This window comes from Streptomyces sp. JLBJ103, assembly GCF_058215575.1.
Genome location: NZ_CM177089.1, coordinates 954,662 through 978,103, shown reverse-complemented (window position 1 = coordinate 978,103; position 23,442 = coordinate 954,662). Strand labels below are relative to the sequence as shown.

Genomic DNA, 23,442 nt, shown 5'->3' with positions numbered 1-23,442 from the left:
GTGCTGAATGGCGGATCGCCGGACCGTCGACCTCGGGCCCTGTTACGGGATGCGTTCCACAGGGCGGCCGACCATTGACCGAGACACCAAGTGCTGCTCGTGTACGCAGGTCAGGCGCACGATGAAGCAGATGGGCCGCCGTGGTCGGAACATTTCCGCGCATGGTGAGGGGGCCCACTGATATGCGCCCATGAATTCCCCTTGAGTGCCGCCAACCTGTCCCCCGCGGACGTGCGCATTCTAGCCACATCTTCGACAGAACCGGAAGAGTGTTCTGTCCGTTGGCGAACCGTCGTCGGTAAATCGGGGGAAAGTCCCCGGATATGGGGGCATGGAGAAAGGGGTCGGCGCGCAAAAGCGCACCTCTTTGTTGAAGAATGGAAGGGTCGGCCGTGTGCCGGGCGGTGCCCCGGGGTGCCGCGTACCCACCCGGAGGCCACCACCCGGTCTCGGTATCAGATCTTGCGGTAGTCGTACGCCTCCGAGGCCGCCTGGGCGACCGCGTCCACATCCGCACCGGTGGACGCGGTGACCACCGCCGCGACCGCCCCCTCCACCAGGGGCGCGTCCACCAGCCGTGCGCCCTCGGGCAGTTCGTCGCCCTCGGCCAGCAGCGATTTCACGGCCAGCACCGCGCTGCCGAGGTCGACCAGGACCGCCACACCCGCGCCCTGGTCCACCGCGTGGGCCGCCTCGCTGATCAGCTCCGGGCTGGTGCCAAGGCCGCCGTCCGGATTGCCTCCGGCGGCCCGGACCGGGGCGTCAGTGCCGCCCGCCAGCCCGGCCGCCATCTCCGCTATGGACTCCGCGACCGCCGCGCTGTGCGAGACCAGTACGATGCCGACCCGCTTCTCCTGGGTTTCTTCGCTCATCGGGCGGCCTCCGTGAGGGCCGCGACGATCAGCGCGGAGGAGGTGGCACCCGGGTCCTGGTGGCCGATGCTGCGCTCACCCAGATAGCTGGCCCTGCCCTTGCGGGCGAGCATCGGTGTGGTGGCCAGCGCGCCCTTCTCGGCGGCCTCGGCCGCCGCCGAGAACGACTCCCCGCCGGCCAGTGCCTCGACGGCGGGAAAGAGCGCGTCCAGCATCGTCTTGTCGCCGGGCGCGGCGCCGCCGAGCTGCGCCACCGCGTCCACCCCGGCCCGCAGCGCGTCCGTCAGCTGCTGGGCGGTGATCTCCTCGGCGTCGCCCAGGGCCTTGCCCGCGCGGCGCAGCAGCGTGCCGTACAGCGGTCCTGAGGCGCCGCCGACCTTGGAGATCAGCTGGCGTCCGGCCAGGATGAGGGCGGCCCCGGGGGAGTTTGGCCGCTCCTTGTCCAGCGCCTCCGCCACGGCGGCGAAGCCGCGCTGCATATTGGTGCCGTGGTCGGCGTCGCCGATCGCGGAGTCCAACTCGGTGAGCCGGGCCGCGTCGCGGGTCACGGACGCCGCCGCGGCGGTGAGCCAGCGGTGGAAGAAAGGGGTGTCGAGCACGTGTTCGACGGCGGGTTCACTGCTGGACACAGACGCCTCCTCGGTCGATAGCGAACGGCGACAGCGTACGTACGTACGGGGCCGGCCCGTCAGCAGCCCCACCGCAGCCCGGCGGTCCGTACGGGCGCGTCCCACAGCCGTAGGAGTTCCTCGTCGACTTGACAGAGCGTGACCGAGGTGCCTGCCATGTCGAGTGATGTGACGTAGTTGCCGACGAGCGTACGTGCCACCGCGATCCGGCGCTCGCCGAGCACCCGGTGCACCTCGGCGGCGAAGCCGTACAGCTCCAGCTGGGGGGTCGCCCCCATGCCGTTGACCAGTACCAGTACCGGGTTGTCCGGGGGCAGGTCCTCCAGTACCACGTTCACCGCGTAGTCGGCGATCTCGCGGGAGGTCATCATGGCCCTGCGCTCACGGCCCGGCTCACCGTGGATGCCCACGCCCAACTCCAGCTCGCCGGCCGGGAGATCGAAGGTGGGGCCGCCCTTGGCGGGGGTGGAGCAGGCGCTCAGCGCCACCCCGAAGCTGCGGGACAGCTCGTTGACCCGGCGGGCGATGGCCTCCACCCGCTCCAGCGGCATGCCCTCCTCGGCGGCGGCGCCCGCGATCTTCTCCACGAACAGGGTGGCGCCGGTGCCGCGGCGGCCCGCCGTGTACAGGCTGTCGGTCACCGCCGCGTCATCGTTGACCAGGACCTTGACCACCTGGATGCCCTCGTCCTCGGCGAGCTCGGCCGCCATGTCGAAGTTGAGGACGTCGCCGGTGTAGTTCTTCACGATGAACAACACGCCCTTGCCGCTGTCCACGGCGGCCGCGGCGCGCACCATCTGGTCGGGCACGGGGGAGGTGAAGACCTCACCGGGGCAGGCCGCGTCGAGCATGCCGCGCCCCACAAACCCGCCGTGCAGCGGCTCGTGCCCCGATCCGCCGCCGGAGACCAGTGCCACCTTGTCGGCCACCGGCGCGTCCCGCCGGACGATCACGCGGTTCTCGACGTCCACCGTCAGCTCGGGATGGGAGGCGGCCATTCCGCGCAGCGCGTCGGAAACCACCGATTCGGCGACGTTGATGAGCATCTTCATGGGTGTGTCCGTCCTCCGCCGGGTGGGGGCTGTTCACCGCTCAAACAGCCTACGGATCCGGTGCTGACATGGCACCCCTTGGACATTGAGCCGAACGGCCTAATAGGCCGGAAATGGTACATAGACATCATATGGTGCGCGCATGGAGAATACTGCCGCGCCGGCGGCCAATGCCGCGCGCCCACGCCCGCATACGCCTGAGCCGCCGCGGTACCGTCGCCCGGTGCCCTGGCTCGGCCTGGTGGCCCTCGGCTATGCCGTGGCCCAGTTCGCCGTGGTCATCCCGCACACCGGCCATGCGCTGGGCTGGGACGAGTCCGTCTACGTCTCCCAGGTGGACCCGCGCAATCCGCCCGCCTTCTTCAGCGCCCCCCGCTCGCGCGGCATCAGCCTGCTCGTCTCCCCCATCGTGGCCGCGACCTCCTCCATCCCGGTGCTCCGCGTACTCCTGACGGTGCTTTCCGCGCTCGCGCTCTACGCCTCCTTCCGGGTCTGGACCCGACTGCTGCCCCGGACCACGGTCGCGCTGGCCGCCCTGCTCTTCTCCGGGCTCTGGATCACGATGATCAGCGGGCCCGCGGTGATGCCGAACCTGTGGGTGGCGCTGGGCGGCGTGGCCGCCGTCGGGTGGTTCCTGCGTGTCCCCGCCGACCGCAACGCCCGCTGGTGGCTGGCCGCCGTCCTCGCGGGCGCCACCCTCGTCCGCACCCCCGACGGCGGCTGGCTCGGACTGCCCCTGCTCGTCTGGGCCATCGCCGTCCGCGCCTGGCGGCCCGCCCTGCCGGCCGTGGTCGGCGGACTGCTGCTCGGCGCCGCCCAGTGGATCGGCGAGGCGTACGAGCGCTTCGGGGGCATCGCCCAGCGGCTGGCGGATTCCAGCGATGTCGAGGGCGGGATGGGCCTCCACTTCGCCGTCGGCGCCGCACTGCGCAGCCTGAACGGGCCCCAGCTGTGCCGCCCCTGCGAAATGCCGCTGCGCCACCCGGAGCTGACCGTGTGGTGGCTCGCGCTGCCGCTGCTCACCGCCGCCGCCGTGATCGCCGCGCTACGGGAACACCAGCGGCAGCGCACCCGTGTCCGCGTCGGGCTGGGGCGGCCCGATCCCCGCCGCGTCCCGGGGCTGCCGACGACGCTGCTGCCCGTGATCTGCGCGGGCGCGCTCGCCTTGCCCTATCTGCTGCTCATCGACTACTCCGCTCCGCGCTTCCTGATGCCCTCCTACGCGCTGCTCGCGCTGCCCATCGCCGGGCTGGTGTTCCGCGTGGTGCGCATCGCGAAGTCGCCCCGGCACATGGCCGTCGCGCTCGGGGTGGTCATCGCCCTCCAACTGGTCAGCCAGTGCCTCGTACTCAGCCATGCCGCGGGCCAGTCCGACACCGTCACCGGGCGCTACCGCACGGCCGCCGACGCACTGGCCCGGCTGGGGCTGCGGCCGCCCTGTCTGCTGATCGGCGACCGCGCCCTGCCCGTCGCGTACCACGCGGGCTGCTCCTCCGCGCAGACCCGGGGCAACAACAAGTCCATCAGCACCCCCGCGCTGCTGCGCCGGGCCGCCCATGAACCCACCGCGCTGCTCACCAGGCGCAAGGGCGGCCGCCCCCCGTCCTACGCCCGCGACTGGGTCGCCTTTCCGCTGCCGGGTACCGAGTGGAACGCCCGTGTGCCGGTCGAGCAGGCGCGGAAGATGGCGTCCCGGAAATCCGGACAGGAGACGTCGGGTAAGCCCGGCAGCATGGGCCCCATGACATCCGACCCCACCATCAGCTGGTCCGGACTCCGGTCGGCGGAGCCTGAGTTCGCCGCCACCGTGCAGGACCGTTTCGGGCGGTACCGCCACCATGTGCTGGCCACCCTGCGCAAGGACGGCGCTCCGCGGCTGACCCCGCTCGAAGTGGCCTTCGGCGACGGCGAGATGTGGCTCGGCACGCTGCCGGAGTCGCGCAAGGCGCTGGATCTGCGCCGCGATCCGCGGTTCTCGCTCCAGGCCAACCCCGGTCCGGACGACGGGATGATCGACGGCGATGTACGGATCAGCGGGCGGGCGGTCGAGGTGACCGACCCCGAGGTCATGGCCCGCTACGCCGAGGCGGTCCACCCCCCGGAGCCCTTCCACCTCTTCCGTGCCGAGGTGGCCGAGGTGGTGTACACCTCCGTGGACAGCTCCGGACTGGTGCTGCGCACCTGGCGCCCGGGGCAGCCGGTGCGGATCGTGCGGCCGGGCGATGACGTCGCCCCGTCGCGGACCGAGACCCCGCCCGGCGCCCCGCGGACCGAGACCCCGCCCAGTGAGGCTGCTGTGCCGCCCAGCGAGGCGCCCGTGCCGCCCCGGGATGCCGCCGAGCCGCCCGAGGACACTCCTGTGTCGCCCGAGAACGCTCCCGAGCCGCCCGAGAACGCGCCCGTCCCACCCGAGAACGCTCCCGAGCCGCCCCGCGCGGACCAGGGCTGACCGTAGGCCATCGGGGACCTCACGGAGGAGGTGGGACAGAACCGGCGTCGCGCCGGCCGGCAGCGAACTGACGGACCGTCGGATCCTGTCGGCCCGGCCCCTTCCGTATTGGTGGAACACGTTCTACCGTGCCCCTCGATCCCAGGACACTCCCAGGCCGCCGTCGCGGCGCACGTGAGACTCGAGGAGGGGCCGTGGACCTCGAATTCACCCCTGAGCAGCGGCGGTTGCGCGCCGAACTGCGGACCTACTTCACCGAGCTGGTCCCCGACAACGCCTACGCCCGCTACGCCGACCCCGGCGGGCAGAAGCGGTTCTACCGCCAGACCATCCGGCGCCTGGGCGACGACCGCTGGCTGGGCGTCGGCTGGCCCCAGGAGTACGGCGGACGCGGCCTCGGCCCGGTCGAACAGTTCATCTTCTTCGACGAGGCGGCCCAGGCGGGCGTACCGCTGCCCCTCATGGCGCTCAACACCGTCGGGCCCACGCTGATGCGCTACGGCACCGAGGAGCAGAAGGCGTACTTCCTGCCGAAGATCCTCTCCGGCGAGATCGACTTCGCGATCGGCTACAGCGAGCCCGACTCCGGGACCGACCTGGCCTCGCTGAAGACCCGCGCGGTGCGCGAGGGCGACACCTACGTCGTCAACGGGCAGAAGACCTGGACCACCAACGGCGATACCGCCGACTGGGTCTGGCTCGCGGTCCGCACCGACCCCGAGGCCAAACCCCACAAGGGCATCAGCATCCTGCTGGTGCCGACCGACGACCCCGGCTACTCCTGCACCCCCATCACCACCCTCGCCTCCCACGACACCACCGCCAGCTACTACGAGAACATCCGGGTGCCGGTCGGCCACCGGGTCGGCGAGGAGAACGGGGGCTGGCGGATGATCACCACCCAGCTCAACTACGAACGCGTCACCCTCGCCGCCCACGGCACCATGGCCATCCGCGCCCTGCGCGGCGTCCAGCAGTGGGCGGCCGACACCAAACTCGCCGACGGCCGCCGGGTGATCGACCTCGGCTGGGTCCGCGCCCGGCTGGCCCGTACCCACGCCCGGCTGGACGCCATGAAGCTGCTCAACTGGCAGATGGTGGACGCCCTCCAGCGCGAGACCCTGACCCCGCAGGACGCCTCCGCCGTCAAGGTCTACGGCTCCGAGGCGCGCCGCGACGCCTACGCCTGGCTGATGGAGATCATCGGCTCGGCGGGTCCGCTCAAGGAGGGCTCGGCGGGCGCCGTGCTCCACGGCGAACTGGAACGCGGCTACCGCAGCAGCGTTGTCTTCACCTTCGGCGGCGGCAACAACGAGGTGCAGCGGGAGATCATCTCCTGGATCGGACTGGGGATGCCGCGGGTACGGCGCTGATCCGCCCTGATGGGGGGCCGAAGTCCGTCCCGTCGGCCGGGGATAGCCTGGCCGCAGGAGGTGGTGGTCATGGCGGCGGCCCCGCGGCCCGGCTCGTACAACACCGACGGCTCGTACGGCAACGGCGCCTTGCACGACGACGGCGCCTCGTACGGCAGCGACGCGGGGCTCTACGGCCCGCGGTCGGTCACCTGGCAGATGCACGGTGACCCGATGATGTGGGTCGCGGGAGTGCGCGCCCTGTATCTCCAGGCGCTGCACCCGCTCGCGGTCCGCGGTGTCACCCAGAACTCCGACTTCCGCGAGGACGCCTGGGGGCGGCTGATCCGCACCGCCCGCTTCGTCGCCACCATCACCTATGGGACCACCGAGGCCGCCGAGCGCGCCGGGGCCCGGGTCCGCGGCATCCACCGCAGGCTCTCCCTGACCGATCCCGCCACCGGCGCCCGGCACGGTGTCGACGAGCCCGATCTGCTGCTGTGGGTGCACTGCGCCGCGATCGACTCCTACCTCCATGTGGTGCGACGCTCCGGCTATCCGCTCACCGGCGCCCAGGCGGACGCCTATGTGGCGGAGAACACCGAAGCCGCCCGGCTGGTCGGCCTCGACCCCGCCGCCGTTCCCGCCGACACCGCGGAACTGGCCGCGTACTTCACCACGGTGCGCCCCCGGCTCACCGCCTCTCCCGAGGCCCGCGAGGTGGACGCCTTTTTGCGCAGGCCTCCGGTCCATGCCCTGCTGGTCCCGGCGCGTGAGGCGATCTGGGGGCGCTTCGCCGCGCTGGCCTATGCCTCCCTGCCCTCGTACGCCCACGCCCTGTACGGCCGTCCCGCGCCCGCTTCTGCCGTTGTCACCCGGCGGCTGAAGGTGACGGGCAGGGCGCTGCGCTGCATTCCGCCCCAGGCGCGCTGGCAGCTTCCGCCCAAACACATCCTGCGCGCGATGGAGCGGCTCGGCCCCGGCACCCGGCCCTCGCCCTACAAACTCCGCAGAAACGCGGCCATACTGGACGGCGGGGACGGGTCGGGCGCGGCACAACGCGCGGCCGGCTTCCACGGGGGCGGTGGAAGGGGGCACCTTCCGCCGAAGGCAGGGGGAGAATGGCGGACACCAGGCTGATCCAGGGCCGGTACCGATTGCTGGACCTGGTCGGGCGCGGGGGAATGGGCGAGGTGTGGCGGGCGCGGGACGAGGCGCTCGGCCGTCGTGTCGCCGTCAAATGCCTCAAACCGCTGGGGCCGCAGCACGACCAGGCGGTCACCGGTGTGCTGCGCGAGCGCTTCCGGCGCGAGGCGCGGGTCGCCGCGGCGCTTCAGCACCGCGGGGTGACCGTGGTCCATGACTTCGGTGAGGACGAGGGCGTGCTCTTCCTCGTCATGGAGTTACTGGAGGGCCGCAACCTCGGCCAGCTGCTGGACGACAACAAGCACCATCCGCTGCCGGTGCCGGATGTGCTGGACATCGCCGGTCAGGTCGCCGCCGCCCTCGCCTACACTCATCAACAGGGCATCGTGCACCGGGATTTGAAACCGGCCAACATCATGCGGCTCGCCGACGGCAGTGTGAAGCTCTGCGACTTCGGCATCGCCCGCCCCGGCCAGGACTACGGCCTCACCTCCCGGCTCACCGGCACCGGCGTTGCCATGGGCACACCGCACTACATGTCGCCCGAGCAGATCGTGGGCGGTGCCGTCGACCACCGCAGCGATCTGTACTCGCTGGGCTGTGTGCTCTACGAACTCGCCACCGGGGCACCGCCGTTCGACCTCGGCGACGCCTGGGCGATCCTGGTCGGCCACCGGGACACCCCGCCCGCACCGCCGAGACGCCACCGCCCCGAACTGCCCGAGCGGTTCGAGCGGGTGGTGCTCGATCTGCTCGCCAAGACCCCGGAGCGCCGCCCGCGCGACGCCTCCGACCTCGCCGAGCGGATCGCCGTGGCGCGGGCCGCCCGGTTTCCGGCGGTCGGTGGGGCCGTCGTCCGGGGGCCGGGGCCACGGCTTCCGGCCTGGGCCCTGAGGATGACCATCGGTTCGCGGGCGGGCAGCCCGGACGCGGCGCTGCCGACCCCGCCTGACCCGCCCGAGGCCCTCACCGGTGCGTGGACCGGCCCCCGGGCGGTACTGGCCGCGCGGCCGACACCTCCGCCGGGCCCGCTGGGTGCCGTTCCACCGGACGCGCCCGTTTCGCCTGACGGCTGTGGCGCGAGCTCGCGTGCTTGGGCGCAGGCCCCGCCGACGCCATCGCCCGCCGTGAGGCACGCCGTTCCCGACGACGGCCGTTGGGCGGGCCCGCCCGCGGTGGCGTATGCGGCGCCCCCGGTCCCGCCCGGCGACGTATACGGGCACGTGCCCGAGGCCGAACAGCTCGGTGAGCGGCACCAGGCCGGACTGCGGCTGGTGCAGCTCGGCCGTTGGCAGGAGGCGGCCGAGCTGCACCGCGCGGTCGCCGCCGAGCGTGCGCGGCTGCTCGGCCCCGACCACCGCGACACTCTCGCCAGCCGCTACGAGATGGCGTTCGCCCTGGGCGGTCTGGATCGCCCCGGCGAGGCGCTGCGCGCGTACGCCGAGGTCGCGGCGGCCCGCGAACGGGTGCTGGGCCCCGGCCATCCCGATACGCTCGCCGCCCGGCAGGAGACCGCGTTCACTCTCGGCCGACTCGGCCATCACACCGAGGCCCACGGGATCTACACCGCCGTCCTCGCCACCCGTGAGCGGACGATGGGCGCCGAACACCCCGACACCCTGCGCTGCCGCCACAACCTCGCCTTCAATCTGGGCCGTCTGGGCCGCCACCAGGAGGCCCACCGGATGGCATGCGAGGTGGCCGCCGCCCGGACCCGGGTGTTGGGCGCCGAGCACCCCGACACCCTGGTCACCCGCTCCGAGGTGGCGTACGCCCTCGGGCGGCTCGACCGCTGGGAGGAGGCGCTGAGCGGCTACCGCGAGGTGGCCGCGGCCCGCACCCGGACGCTCGGCCCGGACCACCCCGACACCTTCGCCGCCCGCTACGAGGTCGGGATCAGCCTGGGGCGTCTGCACCGTGCCCCGGAGGCGCTGATGGTCTACCGCGCCCTCGTCGCCGACCGCACCCGCGCCCAGGGCCCGTCACATCCGGAGACCCTGCGCGCCCGGCACGGCCTCGGCGTCAACCTCGGCCGACTCGGCCGTTGGGCGGAGGCGCTCGCCGAGGCGCGCGAGGTCTGTGCCCTGCGCGAGCGCGCCCTCGGCCCGGACCATCCGGACACCCTGGTCAGCGAGCGGGAGGTGGCCGTGGCACTCGGCTGGCTGGGCCGCTGGTCGGACGCGCTGGCCGGATACCGCCGGGTCGTCCGCGCCCGGACCCGTGTGCTGGGCCCGAGCCACCCCGACACGGTGGCCAGCCGTACCGACGAGGCCCACTGCCTGGAACAGCTCGACCGCCACCCCGCGGCCGCCGCGCCGCACCACCCCGCATGCGCGAAGCCCCGCGCCTACGGCTGACCCAACGCGGCGGTGGGCCCGCCGCCGCCCCCGGCCCCGTTCGGGCCACCGTCGTGGGGCGCGGGCCCGGCGGCCGGGCCCCGTCGCACCGGCCGTTGCCCGGTGGCAGCCCGGCCCTTGGAGGGGGCGGGCCCGCGCCGGTAGCGGCGGCTGCGGTTGGCCCCCGCGGCACGGCAGGTCACCCCGTGGCGGCCCGGCCACGCCCTGGCCACCGCCGTGGAGTGCGGGCCCGGCGGCCGGGCCCCGGCGTACCGGCGGTCTGGCCCTGGAGATCGTTGCGTGTTAGGCAGAGGGCATGCCTCACCACGATGCGTATCACGATGCGTATGACGTCGTCATCGTCGGCGGCGGTCACAACGGGCTGGTCGCCGCCGCCTATCTTGCTCGCGCCGGGCGCAGTGTGCTGGTGCTGGAGCGGCTTGGGCGGACGGGGGGAGCGGCGGTGTCCACGCGGCCGTTCGCCGGGGTGGACGCACAGCTCTCGCGCTACTCCTACCTCGTCAGCCTGTTGCCGCGGCGGATCGTGGAGGACCTGGGGCTGCGGTTCGCGGTGCGCAAGAGGGCGGTGTCGTCGTACACCCCGGCGGTGCGGGACGGGCGGCCGACCGGGCTGCTGGTGGACACCGCGGGCGGCGGGCGCACCCGGGAGGCGTTCGCGCGGCTGACCGGCTCCGAGCGCGAGTTCGCCGCCTGGCAGGGCTTCTACGGGATGACCCAGCGGGTCGCCGAACGGGTCTTCCCGACGCTGACCGAACCGCTGCCCACCCGGGAGGCGCTCAGGGCCCGGATCGGGGACGACCGGGCGTGGGAGGCGCTGTTCGAGCGGCCCGTGGGCGAGGCGATCGAGGCCGCGTTCGAGGACGACCTCGTCCGTGGTGTGGTCCTCACCGACGCGCTGATCGGCACGTTCGCCCATGCCCATGATCCGTCGCTGCGACAGAACCGCTGTTTCCTCTACCACGTGATCGGCGGCGGTACCGGCGACTGGGACGTTCCGGTCGGCGGGATGGGGGCGCTCACCGACGCGCTCGCGGACGCGGCCCGCGCGGCGGGCGCCCGGATCGAGACCGGACGTGAGGTGACCGCGATCGCCACCGACGGCACAGCGGCGGAGGTGAGTTACGCGGGCGATGCGGGCGAGGGTGTGGCCGCCGCCCGGTACGTACTGGTGGGGGCCGCGCCGCGGGAACTGGCCCGGCTGCTGGGCGAGCAGCCGCCCACCCCGCCCGCCGAGGGGGCGCAGCTGAAGGTGAACATGTTGCTGCGGCGGCTGCCCCGGCTGCGCGATCCGCGGACCGATCCGCGCGAGGCGTTCGCCGGGACATTCCACATCGCCGAGGGGTACGGCGCGCTGGAGGACGCCTACCGGCAGGCCGCCGCGGGGGAACTGCCGCACCGCCCGCCGTCGGAGATCTATTGCCACTCCCTCACCGATCCGTCGATCCTCGGCCCCGAACTCGCCGCGCAGGGCTACCAGACGCTGACCCTGTTCGGACTGCACACCCCCGCACGGCTGTTCACGGCGGACCATGACGCGGCCCGCACCGCGCTGCTGGAGGCCACCCTCGCGCAGCTCGACGCCCATCTCGCCGAGCCGCTGGCGGAGTGTCTGGCCACCGATGCCGACGGCAGGTCGTGTATCGAGGCGAAGAGCCCCCTGGACCTGGAACGTGAACTGCGGCTGCCCGGCGGCAATATCTTCCACCGGGATCTGGCCTTCCCCTACGCGCAGGAGGGGACGGGCCGCTGGGGCGTGGAGACCCGGCACCCCAATGTGCTGCTGTGCGGGGCGGGCGCGGTACGCGGCGGCGGAGTGAGCGGGATCCCCGGGCACAACGCGGCCATGGCCGTGCTCGAGCGCTGACACCCGGATTGGACGCCCGGATCCCATCGATCTGACGTTCCGTCAGAAAAACTCTTCCCTCGTCCGGCGCCCTGCGGCATCCTGCCGCCCATGAGAACGGAGCTGAGCACACGGCTGGGCGTGGAACACGCCATCTTCGGCTTCACACCGTTCCCCGCCGTCGCCGCGGCGATCACCCGGGCCGGTGGGTTCGGGGTGCTCGGCGCGGTGCGCTACGGCGCGGCCGAGGACCTGGCCCGCGATCTGGACTGGATGGAGCGGCACACCGGCGGACTGCCCTACGGCCTGGACGTGGTGATGCCCGCCCGCCAGGTGAAGGGGGTGACCGAGACCGATATCGAGGCGATGATCCCCGAGGGCCACCGCCGGTTCGTGGCGGACACGCTGTCCGCACACGGGGTGCCGGAGCTGGCCGAGGGCGAGGCGTCCGGCTGGCGGATCACCGGCTGGCTGGAGAAGGTGGCCCGCAGCCAGCTCGACGTGGCCTTCGACTATCCGGTCAAACTGCTGGCGAACGCGCTCGGTTCACCGCCCGCCGATGTGGTCGACCGCGCCCATGACCACGGCATCCTGGTGGCCGCGCTCGCGGGCAGCGCCCGGCACGCGCGCCGCCACCAGGAGGCGGGTCTCGATGTTGTGGTAGCCCAGGGCTACGAGGCGGGCGGCCACACCGGCGAGATCGCCACCATGGTGCTCACCCCCGAGGTGGTGGAGGCCGTGGACCCGCTGCCCGTGCTCGCCGCCGGAGGCATCGGCAGCGGTGAACAGATCGCCGCCGGGCTCGCACTCGGTGCCCAGGGCGTCTGGCTCGGCTCGGTCTGGCTCACCACCGAGGAGGCGGAACTGCACTCCGCCGCCCTCACCCGCAAACTGCTCGCGGCCGGATCCGGTGACACCGTGCGCTCCCGCGCCCTCACCGGCAAACCTGCCCGCCAGTTGCGCACCGCGTGGACGGATGCCTGGGAGAACCCGGACGGGCCGGATCCGCTGCCCATGCCGCTTCAGGGGCTGCTGGTCGCCGAGGCCGTCTCACGCATCCAGAAGTACGAGGTGGAACCGCTGCTCGGCACCCCGGTCGGCCAGATCGTCGGCCGGATGACCACCACCCGCAGTGTGCAGGCCGTCGTCGACGACCTGACCCGAGGATTCGAGCGTGCCATCGACCGCATCAACCGCATCGCCGGACGGGCGTGACCGGACGGCCGTGAGGAGGGCGAAGGACCGATGAGCGAGATCCCGCACGGCTTCTGGGCCCAGGCCACACAGGAGCCGGACCGTACCGTCCTGGTGGCCCCCGACGGCGAGGAGTGGACCGCGGGGCGGCTGCACACCGCGTGCAACCGCCTCGTCGGCGGACTGCGCGCCGCCGGGCTGCGGCGCGGCGACGCGTTCGCCGTCGTACTGCCCAACGGGCCCGAGTTCCTCACCGCCGCCCTCGCCGCCACCCAGGCCGGGCTGTATCTCGTCCCCGTCAACCACCATCTGGTCGGCCCCGAGATCGCCTGGATCGTGGCCGACTCCGGCGCCAAGGTGCTGATCGCCCATGAGCGGTACGCCGAACGCGCCACCGCCGCCGCGGACCAGGCCGGGATGCCCGCCGACCGCCGCTACGCCGTGGGCGACATCGAGGGATTCCGCCCGTACGCGGCCCTGCTCAACGGCCACCCCGGGGAGCCGCCCGCCGACCGCGAACTGGGCTGGGTGATGAACTACACCTCCGGCACCACCGGCCGCCCGCGCGGAATCCGGCGTCCGCTGACCGGAAAGCTCCCCGAGGAGAGCCATCTCGGCGGATTCCTCCGCTTCTTCGGTATCGCCCCCCGGGCCGAGGTGCCCGACCACGTCCATCTGGTGTGCTCACCGCTCTACCACACCGCCGTTCTCCAATTCGCGGCCTCCTCTCTGCACATCGGCCATCCCCTGGTGGTCATGGACCGCTGGACACCCGAGGAGATGCTGCGGCTCATCGACACCCACCGCTGCACCCACACCCATATGGTCCCCACCCAGTTCCACCGGCTGCTGGCCCTCCCCGAAGGGGTCCAGCGTTCCTACGACGTGTCCTCGATGCGCCACGCGATCCACGGGGCCGCGCCCTGCCCCGACCACATCAAGCGCGCGATGATCGACTGGTGGGGCCGCTGTGTCGAGGAGTACTACGCGGCGAGCGAGGGCGGCGGCGCCTTCGCCACCGCCGAGGACTGGCTCAAGAAGCCCGGCACGGTGGGCAGACCGTGGCCCATCAGCGAACTGGCCGTCTTCGACGACAGCGGCGAGCGGCTCCCGGCCGGCGAAGTCGGCACCGTGTACATGAAGATGAGCACCGGAGGCTTCTCCTACCACCAGGACGAGCACAAGACCCGTAAGAACCGCATCGGCGACTACTTCACCGTGGGCGACCTCGGGCTCCTCGACGAGGACGGCTATCTCTTCCTCCGCGACCGCAAGATCGACATGATCATCTCCGGCGGGGTCAACATCTACCCGGCTGAGATCGAGGCCGCGTTGCTCACCCACCCCGCCGTCGCCGACGCGGCCGTCTTCGGCGTACCGCACGACGACTGGGGCGAGCAGGTCAAGGCGATCGTGGAACCCGCTGAGGGACACGCGCCCGGACCCGTGCTCGCCGAAGAGCTCCTCACCCACTGCGCCCAGCGGCTCGCGGGCTTCAAACGCCCCAGGTCCGTGGAGTTCATCGCCGAGATGCCGCGCGACCCCAACGGCAAGCTCTACAAGCGGCGGCTGCGCGAACCGTACTGGGAAGGACAAGAGCGCCCCATGTGACCACGGGTAATCCGGCCGTATCCTCTGCCGTATGCACACACTTGACACGGTCGAGGTGGACGGGATCGAGCTGGCGTACCGGGTGTGGGGCGCCGCGGGGGACCCGGCCGTCCTGCTGTTGCACGGCCTCGGCGAGGGCGGGGTGGACTGGCTCACCGTCGCGCCGCGGCTCGCCTCGGGCCGCCGGGTGTACGCGCTCGATCTGCGCGGACACGGTACGAGCGACTGGCCGGGGGACTACGCCCTGGAGCCGGTGCGGGACGACGTCGCCGGATTCCTGGCGGCGCTCGGCCTGGACTCCGTCACCGTGATCGGCCATTCCTACGGCGGGGTGGTGGCCTATCTCCTCGCCCAGAGCCATCCGCACCTGGTGGAGCGGCTGGTGCTGGAGGACGCCCCGCCACTGCTGCCCCAGGACCCGCCGCTCCCGGTGCCCCCGCGGCCCGCGGGGCGGCTGGTCTTCGACTGGGCCGTCAAGACCCAGTTCACGCAGGCGCGCAACGCCCCCGACCCCGGCTGGACCGAAGGGCTCGCCGCCATCACCGCCCCGACGCTGGTGATCGGCGGCGGACCGGCCAGCCATATTCCGCAGCGGCTGCTGGCCGACATGGCAGAGCGGATACCCGACTGCCGTCTGGTCACCATCGACGCGGGCCATCTGGTCCACCAGCAGTGTCCGGAGGAGTTCCTGGCCGCCGTCGGCGCGTTCCTGGAACAGTAGGGGCCGGATCACCGAACGTCCGCCGAGAGAGGTTCACCCGTGCGACCGTCCCCGCGTGCCCCCCGTCGCCTGCTGATCGCGGCCCTCACCACCGCCGTGCTGGCCACCGGGGCGGCCGGAGCCGTCGCGGCCCCGGCCGCCACCGCGCCGGACCGTCCCGCCGCCACCGGGTCCCGGCTGCTGCCGCTGGCCGGACTGTCCGCCGAGCGGCTGCTGATCGCGGACGAGGTCGCCGCCGCCAAGTGGGGTACGGACAGTCCGATCGACGACCCCGCGCGGGAGAAGCAGGTGCTGGACTCGGTCGCCCGGCAGGCCACGGAGCTGGGTGCCGACCCGGCCGCGACCGTACGGATCTTCCGCGACCAGATCGAGGCGAGCAAGGTGGTGCAGCGCGGCCTCTACCGCCGCTGGGACGCCGATCCGTCGCAGGCGCCCACCGAGCGCCCCGATCTCTCCCAGGTCCGGCTGAAGATCAACCGGATCAACGGCGAACTGGTGGGGGCCATCGCCGACTCGGCCGCCGCGCGCACCGCTCCCTCCTGCGCGGGACGGCTGGCGGCCGGGGCGGTGTTCACGGTTCATGAACAGCGGCTGGACGCCCTGCACACGGCCGCCCTGGGGCGTTCGCTGCCGTCGGTGTGCGAGCGCGGGACGGCCACCACCGGCTGACGGAGCGCACCGCCCGCTGACGGGGCGGCCACCACCCGCTGACGGGGCGGCCACCGCCCGCTGAGAAGGGGGCCGTTCAGGCGTCGGCCGTCGTCGCGGCGCCCGCCGTGGCCCGCGCCCAGCGGTAGTCGGCCTTGCCGCTGGGGGAGCGCTGGATCCGGTCGGTGAAGACGACGGTACGGGGGATCTTGTAGCCCGCGAGCCGGGTGCGGCAGTGCTCCCTGACCGCGTCGGCGGTCAGCGACGTCACCCCGTCCCGGGGCTGGACGACGGCCGCGACCCGGTTGCCCCAGCGCTCGTCCGGGACCCCCGCCACCAGTGCGTCGTACACGTCCGGATGGGCCTTGAGGGCCTGCTCCACCTCTTCCGGATAGACCTTCTCACCACCGGTGTTGATGCACTGGGAGCCGCGTCCCAGGACCGTGACCACACCGTCCTCGTCGACCGTCGCCATGTCCCCGAGCAGCACCCAGCGTTCACCGCGTGCCGCGAAGAAGGTCTCGGCGGTCTTCTTCGGGTCGTTGTAGTAGCCGAGCGGCACATGGCCGTGCTGGGCGAGGCGCCCGGGCACACCGGGCGCGGCGGGCTCCAGCGTCACCGGATCGACCACGGTGGTACGGGTGTTGACTCGCAGCCGGAAGCCCTTTTCGGGGCCGGAGTCCTCGGTGGCCGTGCCATTGAAGCCGGACTCCGAGGAGCCGAAGTTGTTGAGCAGCATCGCGTGCGGCACCAGTTCGGCGAACCGGGCGCGGACGGTGTCCGACAGGATCGCGCCCGAACTGCTGACGGTGATCAGCGAGGAGCGGTCGATGCCCTTCAGCGGCCCGCTCAGCGCGTCGATCAGCGGGCGCAGCATCGCGTCACCGACCAGCGAGAGGCTGGTGACCCGCTCCTTCTCGACCGTCCTCAGCACCTCCTCGGGCGTGAACTTGCGGTGGAGGACCACCTTCTGCCCGTAGTGGAGGGCGACGAACGTGGTGAGGGTGGAGGTGCCGTGCATCAGCGGCGGGGCGGGGAAGAAGACCAGGCCCTCGCCGCCCGCCGCCACCCGCTCGGCCAGCTCCTCCGGGCGGCCGACGGGTTCACCGCTGGGCGCGCCGCCGCCGAGTCCGGAGAAGAACAGATCCTCCTGACGCCACATCACCCCCTTCGGCAGTCCGGTGGTGCCGCCGGTGTAGATGATGAAGCGGTCGTCCGCGGAGCGCGGTGCGAAACCGCGCGCGGCCGAACCCGCCGCCTCGGCCTCGGCGAACGGCACGGCCGACGCCGGACCCGGTCCGTCGCCCCCGCCGACCCGCAGCAGGTGGCGCAGGGTGTCGGCCCTCGGTACCGCGGCCGCCACCCGCTCGTCGAACTCGGCATCGAAGACCAGCGCGGCCAGGTCGGCATCACGGTAGAGATGGATCAACTCCTCTTCGGTATAGCGGTAGTTCACATTCACCGGCACCGCGCGGATCTTCAGGCAGGCCAGGGTGGTCTGGAGGTATTCCACACCGTTGTAGAGATGGAGCCCGACATGCTCACCGGGTCCGATCCCGCTGTCCAGGAGATGGTGGCCGATCCGGTTGGCCGCCTCGTCGAGCCCCGCGTAGTCGAGCCTCCGCTCCCGTCCGGTGCCGGGGTGGTCGAGGTACACCAGGGCCTCCCGGCCGGGCACCGTGTCGGCGATCGACTCGAACAGGTCGGCAAGGTTGTACTCCACGGTTCCTCCTGACCTGGTACCGGGCGGGCTCGGCGCTCATTACAGACCCGCGGGGGAGAGGTGGGAAGAGTCGCGGCCAAGAAATCTGACGAGACGTCAGCTAACTCTTGAAGTCGCTCCCCGCCTCCTGCAACCTGTTGGCGTCGAGACGGGAGGACTGCCGTGACAAGCGGGACCGAACACCTCGTGGTGGAGCGAGTCGGCGCCACCCTCGTACTCACCCTCAACCGACCCGAGGCGAAGAACGCCCTCTCGCTGCCGATGCTGGTCGGGCTGTACGACGGCTGGCTCGAGGCCGACGCGGACGACTCCGTACGCTCCGTGGTGCTCACCGGCGCGGGCGGCGTGTTCTGCGCCGGAATGGACCTCAAGGCACTCGCGGGCGGCGGCCGGATGGCCGGAGACCACTACCGCGACCGCCTCACGGAGGACCCGGACCTCCACTGGAAGGCCATGCTGCGCCACCACCGGCCGCGCAAACCGGTGATCGCCGGCGTCGAGGGCCACTGTGTCGCGGGCGGCACCGAGATCCTCCAGGGCACCGACATCCGGATCGCCGGGCGCGGCGCCACCTTCGGCCTCTACGAGGTGCGCCACGGACTCTTCCCCATCGGCGGCTCCACGGTGCGGCTGGCCCGGCAGGTGCCGCGCACCCACGCCCTGGAGATGCTGCTCACCGGGCGCCCCTACACCGCCGAGGAGGCCGCGCGGATCGGGCTGATCGGCCATGTCGTCGAGGACGGCGCGGCGCTGGACAAGGCGCTGGAGATCGCCGAGCTGATCAATGCCAACGGTCCGCTGGCCGTCGAGGCGGTCAAGGAGTCCGTCTACGAGACCGCCGAGATGACCGAGACCGAGGGGCTGCGGTCCGAACTCGCACGCGGCTGGCCGGTGTTCGGCACAGCCGACGCCAAGGAGGGCTCGAAGGCCTTCGCGGAGAAGCGGCCACCGGTCTACCGGCGAGCCTGACCAGCGGCTACGCGCTCCCGTGCGCGGCCGATGCGCATCCGACCGGTCCGGACCGCCGGACAGAAGGAGACCCACCCATGCCCCCGGCTCCCTCCTCCGAGGCCCTCCAGGCCCCCCTGGTCGTCGAGTTCCCCTTCACCCGCTCCCTCGGACCGGTCCAGAGCGCCTTCCTCACCGGGCTGCGCGAGCGCACCGTGCTCGGGGTCCGCACCACCGACGGCCGGGTGCTCGTACCGCCCGTCGAATACGATCCGGTCACCGCCGACGAGCTGCGCGACCTGGTCGAGGTCGCCCCCACCGGCACCGTCACCACCTGGGCCTGGAACCCGTCGCCGAGTCGCGGCCAGCCCCTGGACACCCCCTTCGCCTGGGCGCTGGTACGGCTCGACGGCGCCGACACCGCCCTGCTGCACGCCCTCGACGCACCCGGGCCGGAGGCCGTGCATACCGGGATGCGGGTACGGATCCGCTGGGCCCCGGAACGCACCGGCGCCATCACCGACATCGCCTGTTTCACACCGGACACGGGTGAGGCCGGGGTGAGTGAACCCGTCCCGCACAGCGGTGTGTTCACCGACCCCGTGCGCGGGATCGTGGCGCCCGCGCGGCTGGACTACACCTACGCGCCCGGCCGCGCCCAGTCCCGCTTCCTGGCCGCCCTCGCCGACCGCAGGACCGTCGGGGAGCGCTGCCCGTCCTGCCACAAGGTCTATGTGCCGCCCCGGGGCGCCTGCCCCACCTGCGGGGTCGCCACCGCCGAACAGGTGGAGGTCGGCCCGCACGGCACCGTCACCACCTTCTGCATCGTGAACATCAAGGCCAAGAACCTGGACATCGAGGTGCCGTACGTCTACGCGCACATCGCCCTGGACGGCGCCGGACTCGCCCTCCACGGCCGTATCGCGGGCATCCCCTACGACCAGGTGCGGATGGGGCTGCGGGTGGCGCCCGTATGGACCGAGGACGGCCGCTTCCCCGACCACTACCGGCCCACCGGCGAACCCGACGCCGACTACGACACCTACAAGGAGCTGTTGTAGATGCGAGAGGTTGCCATCGTCGCCTTCGCGCAGAGTGACCACCGCCCCGACACCACGGACATCTCCGAGGTCGAGATGCTGATGCCCGTCCTGCGCCGGGTGCTGGACGACGTCGGGCTCACCACCGGGGAGATCGGCTTCACCTGCTCCGGCTCCTCCGACTATCTGGCGGGCCGCGCCTTCTCGTTCACCATGGCCCTGGACGGCGTCGGCGCCTGGCCGCCGATCTCCGAGTCCCATGTCGAGATGGACGGCGCCTGGGCGCTGTACGAGGCATGGACCAAGCTGCTCACCGAAGAGGCCGACACCGCGCTCGTCTACTCCTACGGCAAGTCCTCGCCCGGTGATCTGCGCGAGGTGCTCACCCGTCAGCTCGACCCGTACTACCTGGCGCCCCTGTGGCCGGACTCGGTCTCGCTGGCCGCCCTCCAGGCCCAGGCGCTCATCGACGCGGGGGAGACCGACGAACGCGCGCTGGCCGGGGTCGCGGCCCGCACCCGCACCTCGGCCGAGGACAATCCCCATGCTCAGCAAGTCGGTTCGGCCGGGCCCGAGCGGCTGCTCGACACCCCGTATCTGGTGCGGCCGCTGCGCCGCCACGACTGCCCGCCGATCGTCGACGGCGCGGCCGCCGTCGTGCTCGCCGCCGGGGACACCGCCCGCCGGCTGTGCCGCCGCCCCGCCTGGATCCGAGGCATCGACCACCGCGTCGAACCGCACGCCCTGGGCGTACGCGACCTCACCCGCTCCCCCTCCACCCGGCTGGCCGCCGAGCGCGCGGGCGCCTTCGACGCGCCCGTGGACACCGCCGAACTGCACGCCCCGTTCACCTCGCAGGAGGTGATCCTCCGCCGTGAGCTGCGGCTCGGCGAGGACGTCCGCGTCAATCCGTCCGGCGGTGCGCTGGCCGCCAACCCCATGATGGCCGCCGGGCTGATCCGGCTCGGGGAGGCCGCCGCCGCCATCCACCGCGGCGGCTCCGACCGGGCCCTGGCCCACGCCACCTCGGGCCCCTGCCTCCAGCAGAACCTGGTGGCGGTCCTGGAAGGAGACCCGCAGTGAGCAAGGAGCCGGTGGCCGTCGTGGGAATCGGCCAGACCCAGCACACCGCCGCCCGCCGGGATGTGTCCCTCGCCGGACTGGTCCGCGAGGCGGCCCTGCGGGCCCTGGAGGACGCCGAGTTGACCTGGGCGGACATCGACGCCGTGGTCATCGGCAAGGCCCCGGACTTCTTCGAGGGCGTCATGATGCCCGAGCTGTACCTCGCCGACGCGCTCGGCGCGGTCGGCAAACCCCTGCTGCGTGTCCACACCGCGGGCTCGGTCGGCGGCTCCACCGCACTGGTCGCCGCCGCCCAGGTGGCCGCCCGGATCCACCGGACCGTGCTCACCCTCGCCTTCGAGAAGCAGTCCGAGTCCAACGCCATGTGGGGGCTGTCCCTGCCAGTGCCGTTCCAGCAGCCGCTGCTGGCCGGGGCGGGCGGCTTCTTCGCGCCCCATGTGCGGGCGTATATGCGGCGCACCGGGGCGCCCGCCGGGACCGGCGCGCTCGTCGCCTACAAGGACCGCCGCAACGCCCTGCGCAACCCCTACGCCCATCTGCACGAGCACGGGCTCACCCTGGAGAAGGTGCGGTCCTCCCCGATGCTGTGGGACCCCATCCGCTACTCCGAGACCTGCCCCTCCTCCGACGGCGCCTGCGCCATGGTGCTCACCGACCGCGCCGGGGCCGCCCGCGCCCCGCGTCCGCCCGCCTGGATGCACGGCGGCGCCATGCGCAGCGAGCCCACCCTGTTCGCGGGCAAGGACTGTGTCTCCCCGCGTGCGGGGCGGGACTGTGCGGCCGATGTCTACCGGCAGGCGGGGATCACCGATCCGCGCCGTCAGATCGACGCCGTGGAGATGTATGTGCCGTTCAGCTGGTACGAGCCGATGTGGCTGGAGAACCTGGGCTTCGCGGTCGAGGGGGAGGGCTGGAAGCTGGTGGAGTCCGGGGTGACCGAGCTGGACGGCGAGCTGCCGGTCAACCCCTCGGGCGGGGTGCTGTCCACCAACCCCATCGGGGCCTCCGGCATGATCCGCTTCGCCGAGGCCGCGCTCCAGGTGCGCGGCGAGGCGGGGGAGCACCAGGTCGAGGGGGCGCGCACGGCGCTCGGCCACGCCTACGGCGGAGGCTCCCAGTTCTTCTCCATGTGGGTGGTGGGGGACGCGCCGCCCACCGGTTGAGCGTACCTCTTTCGTGGCCTGTCCGGCACCGGCCCACGGTCGCTAGGGTGGGGCGCGGACGACGATCCGGGAGGAGCCAGGCGTGGCCGAGATCACCACCACCGAACACCCCCTCACCTCCGGCTGGGAGAAGCCGGACCTCGACCTCACGGGCGCCCAGTGGCGCTCCAGCAGCCAGGGCGTGGGCGATGTCGAGATCGCCTTCGTGGAGGGGTTCATCGCGATGCGCCACGGCCGGCGCCCCGAGGACCCGGCGCTGATCTTCACCCCGGCCGAGTGGCGGGCCTTCGTCCTGGGCGCGCGGGACGGCGAGTTCGACCTGACATAAGCCCCGAGCCCCGCCGTAACGGAGTTGCGCACCGCGGTGCGCGCCCGCGGTGCGCACGGCCTGCCGCCGTGCGCACCGTCCGTCCGTCCGTAGTCCGGTGGTGAGCGTCAGCCCGGTGTGCGCCCCGCGCGCACCAGCGCGTCCGATTCGGCCAGACCCGCCCACGGACGTTGCCGTCCCCGGCTCACCGCCTCGATGCCCCGCTCGTCGTAGCGGGCCGTCCGCAGCGACCACCCCAGATTGCCGTTCATCACGTTCCGCATGCCGTCCACATAGGACTGCACATTCCGGCGTACGTCCCGCTCTGCCCCGGCCCGGGAGAGCATCCTGGGCAGCCGGGCCGCGGTCTTCTCGAACCAGTGGTAGCGGGCGTTGGCGAGGTCGGCGATATGGCGCACCGCGTCCTCCAGATCGCCACCGGTCCGCTCCCGCCGGACGATCACGCTGTTGTGCACGTCCCCGGCCGCCAACTCCTTGTCCAGGGAGGCGATGTCGTTGGTAAACACCACCACGTCGTCGGTGGCTTCCCGCATCTTGGCGAGCGGATGGCCGCCGTGGAGTGTGCTGGGGAGGGTGTAGCCGCCGAAGGGCTCATTGAGGTCCAGACACGGCTGCACTCCTATGGAGTGGCGGCGTAACGCGAGCACGGCGTCCACCGAGCGCGGCATACCGCCACCGGAACCGGTGCGCTCCAGGGCCTCGCGGTGGTACGAGTGCAGATACTCCAGCCAGTGGTGGCGGAAACGCGCCCGCCACACCGGTGAGCGGCCGGAGTTGATCCGGCGCCACAGGTCGCGGAAGCCGGCCAGCAGCGGTCCGCCCGGCCCCTCGGAACCGTCCCCTTCGCCGTCCCCGGGCGCCTCCCGCGCGTCCGGGGTGGTGAGGGGCTCCTCGGTGATCCGGATGACATCGGCCACCAGCCGTGCCACCGCCTCCGGGCGGTGGCCCAGTTCACCGTCGAATTGGTCGTCGAAGACGAAGTACCAGCCGACCAGGTCATTGCCCAGATTGAGATCCGCGCCCCTGGCCTCGGGGTAGAACAGCCCCGTCAGCACGTCGAAGCGCAGCGCGTCGTACTCCGCGACGTCCTCAGCCCCCTCGAAGACACCGAACCGCGACAGCCACTGGACGGTGTGCAGTCTGGCGGCCTCCGCATCGGGGCTGAGGCCGTCGGAGGCCGGGAAGTCGAAAAGGGCCGCCCGCCGCAGCAGTGCCGACTGTCGGGCGTGAGACCGCGAAGTGCTTGTGGTCATGATGCGAAACCGCCCCCCTCCATGAAGTGG

At 72.4% G+C, this 23,442-nt stretch carries 19 protein-coding genes; 14 read left to right on the top strand and 5 right to left on the bottom strand.

Going from position 1 to position 23,442, the window contains the following annotated elements; all coding sequences use genetic code 11:
• Positions 1 to 455 precede the first annotated feature (455 nt).
• From dhaM to dhaK, 3 genes are read right to left on the bottom strand one after another with little or no spacing between them, the layout of a single operon-like run.
• Complete coding sequence (gene dhaM / locus AC4BEG_RS03935) at positions 456 to 872, bottom strand: dihydroxyacetone kinase phosphoryl donor subunit DhaM (protein ID WP_490704512.1); 417 nt, start codon at positions 870 to 872, stop codon at positions 456 to 458.
• Complete coding sequence (dhaL, locus tag AC4BEG_RS03930; protein ID WP_490704511.1) at positions 869 to 1,501, bottom strand: dihydroxyacetone kinase subunit DhaL; 633 nt, start codon at positions 1,499 to 1,501, stop codon at positions 869 to 871. Before dhaL ends, dhaM begins: the two co-directional genes overlap by 4 nt.
• Before the next feature lie 59 nt (positions 1,502 to 1,560).
• Complete coding sequence (gene dhaK, locus AC4BEG_RS03925; protein WP_490704510.1) at positions 1,561 to 2,553, bottom strand: dihydroxyacetone kinase subunit DhaK; 993 nt, start codon at positions 2,551 to 2,553, stop codon at positions 1,561 to 1,563.
• A gap of 223 nt (positions 2,554 to 2,776) precedes the next feature.
• On the opposite strand from dhaK, the gene AC4BEG_RS03920 reads away from it, so the two are divergent.
• From AC4BEG_RS03920 to AC4BEG_RS03880, 9 genes are all read left to right on the top strand, one after another.
• On the top strand, positions 2,777 to 5,002 hold the full coding sequence (locus AC4BEG_RS03920; protein ID WP_490704509.1) for a pyridoxamine 5'-phosphate oxidase family protein: 2,226 nt from the start codon (positions 2,777 to 2,779) through the stop codon (positions 5,000 to 5,002).
• A gap of 194 nt (positions 5,003 to 5,196) precedes the next feature.
• Positions 5,197 to 6,375 (top strand): acyl-CoA dehydrogenase family protein, encoded by a 1,179-nt coding sequence (locus AC4BEG_RS03915; protein WP_490704508.1) that lies wholly within the window; start codon positions 5,197 to 5,199, stop codon positions 6,373 to 6,375.
• Positions 6,376 to 6,573: 198 nt separating this feature from the next.
• Positions 6,574 to 7,494 carry an oxygenase MpaB family protein gene (locus tag AC4BEG_RS03910; RefSeq protein WP_490706972.1) on the top strand — a complete coding sequence of 307 codons (921 nt, stop codon included), beginning with the start codon at positions 6,574 to 6,576 and terminating at the stop codon, positions 7,492 to 7,494.
• Positions 7,476 to 9,857 carry a serine/threonine-protein kinase gene (locus AC4BEG_RS03905; RefSeq protein WP_490704507.1) on the top strand — a complete coding sequence of 794 codons (2,382 nt, stop codon included), beginning with the start codon at positions 7,476 to 7,478 and terminating at the stop codon, positions 9,855 to 9,857. Before AC4BEG_RS03910 ends, AC4BEG_RS03905 begins: the two co-directional genes overlap by 19 nt.
• A 295-nt stretch (positions 9,858 to 10,152) precedes the next feature.
• Positions 10,153 to 11,721, top strand: coding sequence for a phytoene desaturase family protein (locus AC4BEG_RS03900; protein WP_490704506.1), 1,569 nt, complete (start codon positions 10,153 to 10,155; stop codon positions 11,719 to 11,721).
• A gap of 90 nt (positions 11,722 to 11,811) precedes the next feature.
• A complete protein-coding gene (locus AC4BEG_RS03895) occupies positions 11,812 to 12,915 on the top strand; it encodes an NAD(P)H-dependent flavin oxidoreductase (RefSeq protein ID WP_490704505.1) in 1,104 nt (367 codons plus the stop codon).
• A 30-nt stretch (positions 12,916 to 12,945) separates the two neighbouring features.
• Positions 12,946 to 14,505 (top strand): acyl-CoA synthetase, encoded by a 1,560-nt coding sequence (locus tag AC4BEG_RS03890; RefSeq protein ID WP_490704504.1) that lies wholly within the window; start codon positions 12,946 to 12,948, stop codon positions 14,503 to 14,505.
• A gap of 31 nt (positions 14,506 to 14,536) precedes the next feature.
• A complete protein-coding gene (locus AC4BEG_RS03885; protein ID WP_490704503.1) occupies positions 14,537 to 15,226 on the top strand; it encodes an alpha/beta fold hydrolase in 690 nt (229 codons plus the stop codon).
• A gap of 39 nt (positions 15,227 to 15,265) precedes the next feature.
• Positions 15,266 to 15,895, top strand: coding sequence for a chorismate mutase (locus tag AC4BEG_RS03880; protein ID WP_490704502.1), 630 nt, complete (start codon positions 15,266 to 15,268; stop codon positions 15,893 to 15,895).
• A 76-nt stretch (positions 15,896 to 15,971) separates the two neighbouring features.
• Here the strand turns inward: AC4BEG_RS03880 and AC4BEG_RS03875 are convergent, their stop codons facing one another.
• Positions 15,972 to 17,597 (bottom strand): acyl-CoA synthetase, encoded by a 1,626-nt coding sequence (locus AC4BEG_RS03875; protein ID WP_490704501.1) that lies wholly within the window; start codon positions 17,595 to 17,597, stop codon positions 15,972 to 15,974.
• Between the two features lie 162 nt (positions 17,598 to 17,759).
• Between AC4BEG_RS03875 and AC4BEG_RS03870 the strand changes: the two genes are divergently transcribed.
• The 5 genes from AC4BEG_RS03870 (at position 17,760) to AC4BEG_RS03850 (ending at position 22,159) form a co-directional block, all read left to right on the top strand.
• Positions 17,760 to 18,566, top strand: a complete 807-nt coding sequence (locus AC4BEG_RS03870; RefSeq protein ID WP_490704500.1) for a crotonase/enoyl-CoA hydratase family protein — start codon at positions 17,760 to 17,762, stop codon at positions 18,564 to 18,566.
• Positions 18,567 to 18,643: 77 nt separating this feature from the next.
• Positions 18,644 to 19,606, top strand: a complete 963-nt coding sequence (locus tag AC4BEG_RS03865; RefSeq protein ID WP_490704499.1) for a Zn-ribbon domain-containing OB-fold protein — start codon at positions 18,644 to 18,646, stop codon at positions 19,604 to 19,606.
• Positions 19,607 to 20,668 carry a thiolase family protein gene (locus tag AC4BEG_RS03860; protein WP_490704498.1) on the top strand — a complete coding sequence of 354 codons (1,062 nt, stop codon included), beginning with the start codon at positions 19,607 to 19,609 and terminating at the stop codon, positions 20,666 to 20,668.
• Positions 20,665 to 21,831 carry a thiolase family protein gene (locus tag AC4BEG_RS03855; RefSeq protein ID WP_490704497.1) on the top strand — a complete coding sequence of 389 codons (1,167 nt, stop codon included), beginning with the start codon at positions 20,665 to 20,667 and terminating at the stop codon, positions 21,829 to 21,831. The genes AC4BEG_RS03860 and AC4BEG_RS03855 overlap by 4 nt, the downstream gene beginning before the upstream one ends.
• Before the next feature lie 82 nt (positions 21,832 to 21,913).
• On the top strand, positions 21,914 to 22,159 hold the full coding sequence (locus tag AC4BEG_RS03850; RefSeq protein WP_201873574.1) for a DUF397 domain-containing protein: 246 nt from the start codon (positions 21,914 to 21,916) through the stop codon (positions 22,157 to 22,159).
• Positions 22,160 to 22,266: 107 nt separating this feature from the next.
• Here AC4BEG_RS03850 and AC4BEG_RS03845 read toward each other — a convergent pair whose 3' ends face one another.
• Entirely contained in the window at positions 22,267 to 23,412 is a 1,146-nt protein-coding gene (locus tag AC4BEG_RS03845; RefSeq protein WP_490704496.1) for an isoafricanol synthase, read from the bottom strand.
• Positions 23,413 to 23,442: the final 30 nt, after the last annotated feature.